The following is an 808-nucleotide window of genomic DNA, read 5'->3' as shown; positions in this document are numbered from 1 at the left end:
CCGCCCAGCCCGCCCCGGTGGTCTCCGCCTCCTTAGCCGCAGTCGCAGCCGCGAAGGCCGACGACGAGCAGCCCGTGTGCGGTGACCCGGACGCCAAGGACTTCCCCATCGAGGCCCGGATCCAGGACGCCCCGGACCGGTACGCCTCCGGTGGCGGCTACGGCACCTGGTTCCTCGAGCTCACCAACACCACCGACACGTCCTGCCAGGCCCTGCACCCGGTCCTCGTGCTCGCCGACCGCGACCGCAGGCTGACGTCGGACCAGATCCAGCTGGAGTTCTCCGAGCCGGGCCGCCCCGGGATCGAACACCGGGTCACCTGGGAGAGCACCGACCGCGACGAGCAGATCGGCGTCTTCGGCGAACCGTTCCCCGGGTTCACCGTCCCCGCCGGAGAGACCGTCTCCGTACGCGTCCGGATGGCCTTCACCTCCGACACCGCCCCCGGCCCGGTCACCGCCCACGCCGCCGTCGTACAGCGCCGCCACCAGGACAAGGCGAAGGGCGGCGGGCGCGAGGACGGCGAGTGGGTGGGGGAGTCGGAGGAGTACCCCTTCGTGATCGTCGACGGCGCCACGGGCGGCATCCGCGAGCCGGAACCCCCACGGCCCGAGCGCCCGCAGCCGGAAAGCCCCCGGTCGGAAAGCCCCCGGTCGGAAAGCCCCCGGCCGGAAAGCCTCCGGCCGGAACGTCCCGATCCGGAGCGCACCGCCCCCGACACCGGCACCCGAACCGAACGGCCCGGCGATCCCGACGGTCCCCGAAAGGACGCCGGTACGGGCCAGGACCCGGCCCCGGACGGCGACCC

Annotated in this window: 1 protein-coding gene; it reads left to right on the top strand. The window is 74.1% G+C overall.

The window, feature by feature from the left end:
* A partial coding sequence (locus JS521_RS35945; protein WP_239488310.1) for a peptidase occupies positions 1 to 808 on the top strand: 808 nt, incomplete at both ends.

This window comes from Streptomyces durocortorensis (assembly GCF_016901035.1).
Classification (GTDB): domain Bacteria; phylum Actinomycetota; class Actinomycetes; order Streptomycetales; family Streptomycetaceae; genus Streptomyces; species Streptomyces durocortorensis.
This window is presented reverse-complemented; position numbering and strand designations above follow the sequence as displayed.